Origin of the sequence: Mycobacterium sp. (assembly GCF_035499775.1) — a bacterium.
In the GTDB taxonomy this organism is placed as follows: domain Bacteria; phylum Actinomycetota; class Actinomycetes; order Mycobacteriales; family Mycobacteriaceae; genus Mycobacterium.
Map to the genome: position 1 here is coordinate 1 of NZ_DATJYB010000648.1, position 8,194 is coordinate 8,194.

6 protein-coding genes and 1 pseudogene are annotated in these 8,194 nt (G+C 65.1%); all 7 read left to right on the plus strand.

The window, feature by feature from the left end:
* On the plus strand, nucleotides 1–2,602 hold a 2,602-nt coding region (locus VML93_RS38340), incomplete at its 5' end, for a helix-turn-helix transcriptional regulator (RefSeq protein ID WP_325619079.1).
* A 109-nt stretch (nucleotides 2,603–2,711) separates the two neighbouring features.
* Entirely contained in the window at nucleotides 2,712–3,617 is a 906-nt protein-coding gene (locus VML93_RS38345) for a hypothetical protein (RefSeq protein WP_325619081.1), read from the plus strand.
* A 40-nt stretch (nucleotides 3,618–3,657) separates the two neighbouring features.
* On the plus strand, nucleotides 3,658–4,551 hold the full coding sequence (locus VML93_RS38350; protein ID WP_325619083.1) for a 3-hydroxyacyl-CoA dehydrogenase NAD-binding domain-containing protein: 894 nt from the start codon (nucleotides 3,658–3,660) through the stop codon (nucleotides 4,549–4,551).
* A 55-nt stretch (nucleotides 4,552–4,606) separates the two neighbouring features.
* Nucleotides 4,607–5,266 (plus strand): annotated as a pseudogene (locus tag VML93_RS38355) (3-hydroxyacyl-CoA dehydrogenase NAD-binding domain-containing protein); the annotation flags it as partial.
* Between the two features lie 175 nt (nucleotides 5,267–5,441).
* The gene (locus VML93_RS38360) at nucleotides 5,442–7,247 is read left to right on the plus strand and encodes a dihydroxy-acid dehydratase (RefSeq protein ID WP_325619085.1); all 1,806 of its coding nucleotides are present in this window, start codon (nucleotides 5,442–5,444) and stop codon (nucleotides 7,245–7,247) included.
* On the plus strand, nucleotides 7,244–7,972 hold the full coding sequence (locus VML93_RS38365) for a haloacid dehalogenase type II (protein ID WP_325619087.1): 729 nt from the start codon (nucleotides 7,244–7,246) through the stop codon (nucleotides 7,970–7,972). Before VML93_RS38360 ends, VML93_RS38365 begins: the two co-directional genes overlap by 4 nt.
* Before the next feature lie 21 nt (nucleotides 7,973–7,993).
* Nucleotides 7,994–8,194: thiamine pyrophosphate-binding protein (locus VML93_RS38370; protein ID WP_325619089.1), on the plus strand; the 201-nt coding region annotated here is incomplete at its 3' end.

Here is an 8,194-nt window from a genome sequence, read left to right on the forward strand (position 1 = left end):
GTATCTGATTGAGCGTGCAGCGCAGTGCCGGGTGGTGCAGATCGCAGGGGTGGAGTCGGAGATGGAGCTGGCGTTCGCCGGCTTGCATCAGTTGTGCGCGCCGCTGCTCGACGGCCTGGGGGATTTGCCGGAGCGGCAGGGAGATGCGCTTCGCGTTGTGTTTGGGATGAGTTCGGGACCGGCGCCCGACCGCCTTCTGGTCGGGCTCGCCACACTGGGGCTGCTTGCCCAGGTCGCCGAAGAGCGGCCGCTGGTATGCATCGTCGACGATGAGCAGTGGCTCGATCGGGCCTCGGCGCAGGTTCTGGGGTTTGTGGCGCGCCGGCTGGCGGCCGAATCGGTGTGCGTGGTCTTTGGTGCCCGGGTTCCCAGCTCCTATTTGGAGGGGCTATCGCAGCTTCCCGTGGCGGGATTGGCCGCTGCGGATGCGCGGGCGTTGCTGGATGCTGCGGTGAGCGTGCCGCTGGATAGCTGGGTGCGTGATCAGCTGGTGGCTGAGACCGGTGGTAATCCGCTGGCGTTGTTGGAGTGGCCGCGGGCGTTGACGACTGCGCAGTGGACGGGTGGTTTTGGGTTGCCCGGCGCGGTGCGGTTGCAGGGCGGCGTGGCCGAGGGTTTCGGGCGGCGGCTGGCGGTGCTGCCCGAGAAAACCCGGCGGTTACTTTTGATCGCGGCGGCTGATCCGCTCGGGGACGCGGGGTTGGTATGGCGGGCCGCCGCGAGGCTGAGGATCGACGCCGAGGCGGCGGAGCCGGCCGTCGAGGAAGGTTTGGTTGAGTTCGGTACCCGGGTGTTGTTTCGGCACCCGCTGGTGCGCTCGGTGGTCTACACCTCGGCCTCGGTGGGGGAGCGCCGGCGGGTGCATGCCGCCTTGGCGGAGGTCACCGATGCGCAGCACGACCCTGATCGTCATGCCTGGCACGCTGCGCACGCCGCGGCGGGACCCGACGAGGACGTGGCCGCCGAATTGGAGGGTTCGGCGGGTCGGGCGCAGGCTCGTGGGGGGTTGGCCGCGGCGGCGGCGTTTTTGGAGCGCGCAACCACATTGACGCTGCATCCGGAAAAGCGGGTCGAGCGGGCGCTGGCCGCAGCGTCGGCTCAGGTTCGGGCCGGCGCGTTTGAGGCTGCGCGCGACTTGCTGTCGATCGCGAAAGCCCAAGCGCCCAGTGATTGTCAGCAGGCTCGCATCGATCTGATCCAAGCCCAGCTGGCGTTTGCGACCACCCGGGGCAGCGGCGCACCGCAGTTGTTGCTGGAGGCCGCTCAGCGGCTGGAGTCCATTGACGCCGGCCTGGCCCGGTCGACCTACCTCCAGGCAGTGACGGCCGCGATCTTCACCGACGATGGGACCGTCGGCGACGTCGGACAACTTGCCCGGGCCGCCGCGGACGCGCCGTCACCTGCGGGCACCCCCACGGCAGTTGACCTCCTCCTGGACGGCATCGCGGCCCATTACAACCAGGGATACACGGCGGGGGCGCGGATCCTGCGCACCGCGTTCGATCAGTTCGGCACCGGCATGTCTGCCGAGGATGAGCTGCGCGGGCTCTTCCTCGCCAGCATGCTGGCCTCCCAGCACCTGTTGGACCACGACCGCTGGCAACGGATTTCGGATCGCCACGTCGAGCTTGCCCGAAGCCTTGGCGCGCTAAGCGAGCTTCCCTTGGCCCTCCCCATCAAAGTCCTCTGCCTCGCATACGCCGGCGAGTTGACCGATGCGGCGGCGTTGAGCCAGGAGCTGCAGGCGATGACGGAAGCGCTTGGAAAAGGTTTTCCGCCGTACGCGGCCCTCATTGTGGCGGGGATGCGGGGCCGACCCGGCGAAGTCAGCGATCTGATCGACGCGGCGCGCAGCGATCTGAGCCAACGGGGCGAAGGGTACGCGATGACGGTGGCCACTTGGGCCAGCGCAATGGCGAACAACGGTGTCGGCAACTACCAAGCAGCCCTACGCTCCGCGAGTCATCGCCAGCCATCGTCGTTGATCGCCCGGCTCTCAGTTGGTTCCTTTCGGGCTATCGAGCTCGTCGAGGCTGCCGTACGCTGCGGACATACCGACGTCGCCGTCGATACCGTTAACAAGATTGCCGAGGTGACCACTGCTGCCGGCACCGATTGGGCACGCGGTGTGGAGGCCCGGTGTCGGGCGCTGGTCAACGAGGGGCCAGAGGTCGAGGAGCTGTTCCGGGAGGCCATCGCGCGGCTGGGCCGCACGCGGCTGCGCCCGGATCTGGCGCGCGCGCATCTCCTTTACGGCGAGTGGCTGCGTCGGGAGCGCCGGCGCGGCGAGGCCCGAGTCGAGCTTCGCCTGGCCCACAACATGTTTGAGGAGATGGGCATGGAGGGGTTCGCCGGTCGCACCGGCCGCGAGCTTGAGGCCACCGGCGAAACGGCGCGTAGGCGCACCATTGCTCCCGACCCTCAGCTGCTGACGGCGCAGGAAGCTCAGATCGCGCGGATGGCCCGCGACGGGCACTCCAACCCCGAGATCGGTGCGCGGTTGTTCATCAGCACCCGCACGGTGGAGTATCACCTGCAAAAAGTCTTCACCAAGCTCAACGTCCAGTCGCGCAGGCAGCTCGACCGCGTCCTCGTTGACTGAGGCGACCCGGCTGACTGTGGACTCGCACTGTGGACTTGCGGATGCCAACGCACCCTCGCGGCGTCGATGATTGTCTACATCGTCAAGGCATCTCGAAGGGGACCATCGAATGTTCAGTCACTTACTAGCACTGAGTCCAATTCAACAGTCGTTGTTGAAGATTGACATCACGAACGGTGAGTCGAGCACGCTGGTTGACGGATTGACCGATGGACCCGACGGCATCGTTGTCGATCCGGGTCGGAAATACGTCTACTGGACGAATATGGGCGCGCCGGGGTTACCGGAAGGGCGGGCCCCCAAAACGGATGATGATCTCGACTTCTATCGCAGAAATGGATCATTGGAGCGCGCCGGGATGGATGGCACGGGGCGCACCCACATCCTGCCGCCCGGATCATTTGTCACCGGTAAGCAGTTGGCGGGGGCGTGGTCGGACGGGCGGCTTTACTGGTCTGACCGGGAGGGCGCCGCCGTGCGAAGCGCGCGGATCGATGGCACCGACCTGCGCGATGAGGTCGTGGTCGCGACCACCGAAGCCGACCGTCGGATAATCCGCAACCAGTGCGTCGGCGTCGCAGTCGACGAAGAGCACGGGCTGCTGTACTGGACGCAGAAGGGCCCGGCGAACGGCAACGACGGCCGGATCTTTCGTACATCGCTCAATGCACCTGTCGGTGAACGTCAGATCGAGGTGCTCTGGTCGAAGCTGCCGGAACCCATCGATTTGGAACTCGACCACGACACCAACACGATGTACTGGACGGATCGCGGTGATCCGCCACGGGGAAACACCCTGAACAAGGCCGCGATACCAGCGGTGGGCCAACCCGGCGGCGACGTGACCGTGGTCTCGGCCCACTATCACGAAACCATCGGCCTCGCAGTCGATATGCCGGCGGGCGTCGCATACGTCAGCGACCTCTCCGGGCAGATTCGTGCCGTGCGGCTGGACGGAAGTGGCGAGCAGATTGTGTTCAAGGGCAAGCCTGTCACCGGGATTGCCGGCGTATAGCTCGCGATCGAATTCACCAGGAACAGAGGAGTTTACGCGAATGACGACTACAACACCGCGGGCTATGGCGATCATTGGTGCGGGTGTGATCGGCTTGTCTTGGGCCCGGTTGGCCCGCGACCACGGATGGCGGGTGGCCATCACCGATCCCAGCCCGCAACTTGAGCAATGGGTGCAGGGCGAGTTCGGAGCCGACGATCCGTTGGTGACCTGGAGCCACGACCAGGACGAGGTGGTCCAGGGCGCGGATTTGGTCCAGGAGAACGGGCCCGAACGACTGCCACTCAAAAAGCAGATCTTCGGCGCCCTCCTTAAAACCGCACCGTCCGACGCCGTACTGGCAACGTCGAGTTCGTCGATTGCCGCATCGTTGATCGCCGAAGACTTCGACAGGGCCGACCGTATTATCGTCGGGCACCCGTTCAACCCGCCGGCGCTGATGCCGCTGGTCGAGGTGGTGCCGGGTAACAAGACCAGTGACGACACCGTCGCCCGAGCCGTCCGCCTCTACGGTGAGCTGGACCGTGCGCCGGTGGTCATTCGCAAGGAGCTTCCCGGTTTCGTCGCCAATCGCTTGCAGATGGCAATGACCCGGGAAGCCCAGTACCTTGTCGAATCGGGAGTCGTCGGCGTGGGCGAATTCGACGCCATCCTGCAAAACTCCCTGGGCCTGCGCTGGGCCACCATCGGGCTGTTCGAAGGAAACGTACTCGGCGGAGGTGTCGGGGGCGCGCGCCATCTCTTTGCCGGCGTGGGCGCCGAAACCGGTCAGATAGAGCTGGGAACTCCTTCCCGCGATCCCGAAGTCGTGGAGAAGTTGATCGGTGATATCGAGGCCGCATACGGAGTTGGCGAAGCGACCTACGACCGCCTCGTGGCTAAGAGAGATCTGCGCACCCGCGCGGTGCTGAACGCACTGCAAAACACCACTTAACCGACCCCTGCGGACGGATACCGAAGGCACAACAGTGGAAACACAAGGTGTGACAATGAATTATTCGCTCCCCACCAACATCGAAAACCGCCCGATTGCCATTCTCGGAGCTGGCACGCTTGGCCGTCGCATTGCCATGACGTACGCCACCGGGGTTGGCGTCGTGCGCCTTTACGACATTTCCGAGCGCCCACTCGACGACGCCAAGAAGTTCATCGACCAGCAGCTACCCGCACTCCTGAAGTCACGCCCAGGCAGCCAACCCGCCACACTCGAATACATCACCGATCTGCCGTCGGCCATCAAAAACGCTTGGTACATAGTCGAGATCGCCGCACAACGCGCGATCAAGCGGGTCTTCGATCCCACTGGGCTGCTGAACCCCGGCATCATGCTGCCCGATGAATCGCCGGACGAACCCCGCGTCACTTCCTTCGAGGCCGCTCTGTGTACCGCACTCCAAGGGCATACGACGACGGCTGCGACGACCGGCGGCGGAACCCAAATCGCGGTCAACACAGCGAATTTAAGTCTGGCTGTTGGGGCCTCCGTGACTCTCGATGAACTCTCCCGGCACCTCGCCGAACACGGAGTGAGCTGCGCGGCCATCCCTGCCGAGGCCACGCAGCGCACCGTCGGCGAACTCATCGCCAACCCGAGCGCCGCTGAACGACAGGCTGTGCGCCACGCCCTGCTCGGCCTCGACGTCGTTCTACCCGACGGGCAGGCGGCGGCCCGCTTCGGCGGCGAAAACATGAAAGACGTTGCCGGCTACGACACCAAGCGCCTCTTCATCGGCGGACGGGGCGCATTCGGCGCCATCATCACCGCCATCTTCAAGATCACGGTCAACGCTGCGTAGGCCAACACCAACATAGGGAGAATGTGACATGACAACAGAGCCCATCGGATCTGGCGACGGCCACTCGCCGCAGCGCCCCCGGCGCGATGCCACCGCAGGGGGCGGACCCCCGGTCACCGGGGATCACTTCGCCGGTGATGCGGAAGGGACGATCCTGCGGGCGTTCCTGCGGGCCGGCGGTTTGAGCAAGGAAGAGGTGCGGCGGCGCCCGATCATCGGGATCTGTTCCAGCTTCAGTGAACTCAATCCCTGCAACATGGGATTGCGCGATCTGGCCGAAGCGGTGCGACGAGGAGTCACCGCGGCCGGCGGAACCGCGGTCGTCTTTCCCACCATCTCGCTGAACGAGAACATGCTCAAGCCGACCTCGATGCTGCTGCGCAACCTCATGGCGATGGACGTCGAGGAGATGATCCGATGCAGTCCCATCGACGGGGTGGTGTTGCTGGCCGGCTGCGACAAGACGGTGCCGGCGCAGCTGATGGGCGCGGCCAGCGCGGGCAAGCCGGCCATCATGCTGACCGCCGGCCCGCGCAGCTGCGGGTTTTTCCAGGGACGTTCCATCGTCACGACAGACATCTGGGATTTGGCACCGGATCGGTTCGCAGGTCGCATTGATGACCAGGAGTGGGACGAACTCGAAGGGACCTTCGCACCCACCGTCGGGGTCTGCAATGTGATGGGTACCGCCACCACCATGGCCATCGCCGCCGAGGTCCTCGGCATGGCGTTGCCGGGCTCGGCGGCGGTGCCGGCGGTCGAATCGCGCCGACGAGACTTGGGCGAGCGCACCGGCGTGCGTGCGGTGGAGTTGGCCCGCGACGGCATTCGCCCCGACGACAGAATGACTGCGGCTGCGTTCGACAACGCCATCCGTGTGCTGTCAGCCACTGGCGGCTCGACCAACGAGTTCATCCACCTCACGGCGATCGCCGGGCGCCTCGGCGTGACGCTCGGGCTCGACCGGTTCGCCGACATCGGTGAACAGACACCGCAGGTCCTCGGGGTGCGACCGTCCGGTCCCTTCGCGCTGGAGGACTTCGACCATGCCGGCGGCGTCCCCGCGCTACTGGCTGTCCTGGAGCCGCTGTTGAACCGCGACGTCGTCTTGGGTGATGGGCGCACGGTGGCCGACGTCGCTGCCGCAGTCCGCAGTTCCAAGCCACGGCCCCATCCCTGCCTGCGCGAGCTTGACGATCCGTTCCTGGACAAGAGTGGCCTCGTGGTGCTGCGTGGGTCGCTGGCTCCGCGGGGCGCGATATTCAAGCGGTCGGCGGCAGCGCGCAAGTTCTGGACCCATCGCGGTCCCGCCCTGGTGTTCGACTTCCACAACGCGCACGAGCGGGCTGCCGATCCAAACCTGCAAGCTTCCCCGGACAGCGTCATCGTGCTGCGCAATGCGGGGATAGTGGGTGCCCCGGGAATGCCTGAAATCGATTTCGTCCCAATACCAGCGGTGCTTCGCAACGCGGGTGTCACCGAGCTGGTGTGCGTCACGGACGGACGCATGAGCGGAACCGAAGGCGGACCCACGGCATTACACGTCACCCCGGAAGCCGCCGTCGGTGGTCCCATCGGACTCGTCCGCGACGGCGATGAGATCGTGCTCGACGCAATCGCCGGCACATTGGATCTGCTGGTGGACGAAGAAGAGCTGGCTCGTCGGGCCGCCGAAGCTCCGCCTAGCAGTGCGACACCTCTTCGCGGGTACGAACGACTCCACGCCCAGCACGTTCTGCAAGCCGACCAGGGCTGCGACTTGGACTTCCTGGTCGATTACGACTCCCACCAGCAGTATGGTGCGGCTCGACTGACCGAGGAGATGCGGCGATGAGCGAGATTCGGGCGCTGTTGTTCGATACCTTCGGGACTCTGGTTGATTGGCGCACGGGCCTGGTCACCCAACTAGAGCAGTGGGGCAGGGCGCAGGATATCGCCGCCGACTGGGCCGGTCTGGTGCTGGCCTGGCGTCGTGACCATGTCCCAGCGTTAGCGAAAGTGCGTACTGGGCAACGTGAATGGGCAAACTACGACGAGTTGCAAGCCGAAACCATGCGCCAGCTGGCCCCGAAATTCGGTTTGCCCGCGCTCAGCGACGACACCCTCGACCACCTGGCGAAAATGTGGCACAAGCTACCCGCCTGGCGCGACACCGCCGAAGGCATGGCGCGGCTGCGTGCGAGATACCTTGTCGCACCGCTTTCCAATGGCCATGTCGCCCTGTTGATGTCGCTGGCCCGAGGCGCGGGCATCTCGTTCGACACCGTGTTCGGCGCCGACATCTTCCGGCAATACAAACCCGACCCGAAAACCTATCTGGGTGCGGTCGCTCTGCTCGGATGTACGCCGGCCGAGGTGCTCTTTGTGGCCTCTCACCCCTCGGATCTCGAGTCGGCCGCAGGATGCGGACTGCATACCTGCTTTGTCTCCCGGCCTCTGGAATACGGCGCCGGTGTCGTAGTCGAGCAACCGCCGGCCAAAGGAGACTTCGATTTGATGGTCGGCGATCTCCTGGAGTTGGCAACGGTGATGGAAAACCAAGCACTACAACATATCTGACTACTACCTACGGAGTATCTCATGGGCGAAACCGTCATTCAATATGTCTTGAGGCGGCTCAACGAAATTGGTGTCGACGACATCTTCGGAGTTGCCGGGGATTACGCGTTTCCGGTAAACGATGCGATCGTCGAGCACCCGGCGGTCAATTGGATCGGATGCTGCAACGAGCTCAACGCAGGCTACGCCGCTGACGGGTACGCCCGGATGCGCGGCGTGGGC

What these genes read in the sequence shown, in the direction of transcription:
- VML93_RS38345 (WP_325619081.1), top strand. Translation starts at nt 2,712, where the DNA reads ATGTTCAGTCACTTACTAGCACTGAGTCCAATTCAACAGTCGTTGTTG.
- VML93_RS38350 (WP_325619083.1), top strand. Translation starts at nt 3,658, where the DNA reads ATGACGACTACAACACCGCGGGCTATGGCGATCATTGGTGCGGGTGTG.
- VML93_RS38360 (WP_325619085.1), top strand. Translation starts at nt 5,442, where the DNA reads ATGACAACAGAGCCCATCGGATCTGGCGACGGCCACTCGCCGCAGCGC.
- VML93_RS38365 (WP_325619087.1), top strand. Translation starts at nt 7,244, where the DNA reads ATGAGCGAGATTCGGGCGCTGTTGTTCGATACCTTCGGGACTCTGGTT.